Here is a 654-nt window from a genome sequence, read left to right on the forward strand (position 1 = left end):
CTCGAAACCAGCCTCAACATCACCCGCCGCGACGGCAGGCAAGGCAAGGTCGACGTCAACATCCATTTCGCGCCCGCCGACAACAAGCTGGACCTCGATCTGAAGGCATCGGAGCCGGCCGGCGGCATCATCGCCAATCTGCTCAAATTGCCCGATGCGCCGTCGGTCAACATCGTCGTCACCGGCACGGGGCCGGTCGCCAACTGGAGCGGCATCGGTACCTTCGTCCTCGACGGCCAGATCGTCACCCAACTCACCGGTCGCCACCAGCTCACCGACAAGGGCAACTATGTCGAGGCCAAGGGCGACGGCGACTTCCAGCGCTTCTTGCCCGACAATCTGAAATCCTTGTTTGCCGGCAAGACCAGCTTCGACCTCGCCGGAACCGCGATCGTGACGGGCGGCGTCGAAGTCGAGCGCGCCAGCATCGACAGCGATGCCGTGCATGGCACGGCGGCGGGCATCATCGACCCCAACGGCGCCAGCGACCTTTCGGTGGAACTCGCCGCCAAGGGTCCACCGATCGTGCTCAGCCTCGGCGCTGCGGCACAGCCGGTGACGGTCGCGATCACCGGCGCCACGGCCCGCGCGTTCGGCGGCGGCAAGGCGCCGATAATCGACATCGGCGCCTTGCCGCCGCCGAACGCGCGGGCC

At 67.1% G+C, this 654-nt stretch carries 1 pseudogene; it reads left to right on the plus strand.

From position 1 onward, the window contains the following. A pseudogene (locus EOA86_RS37295) lies at positions 1-654 on the plus strand (translocation/assembly module TamB); the annotation flags it as partial.

It is taken from the genome of Mesorhizobium sp. M5C.F.Ca.IN.020.32.2.1 (assembly GCF_004023105.1).
GTDB classification, from domain to species: Bacteria; Pseudomonadota; Alphaproteobacteria; order Rhizobiales; family Rhizobiaceae; genus Mesorhizobium; species Mesorhizobium wenxiniae.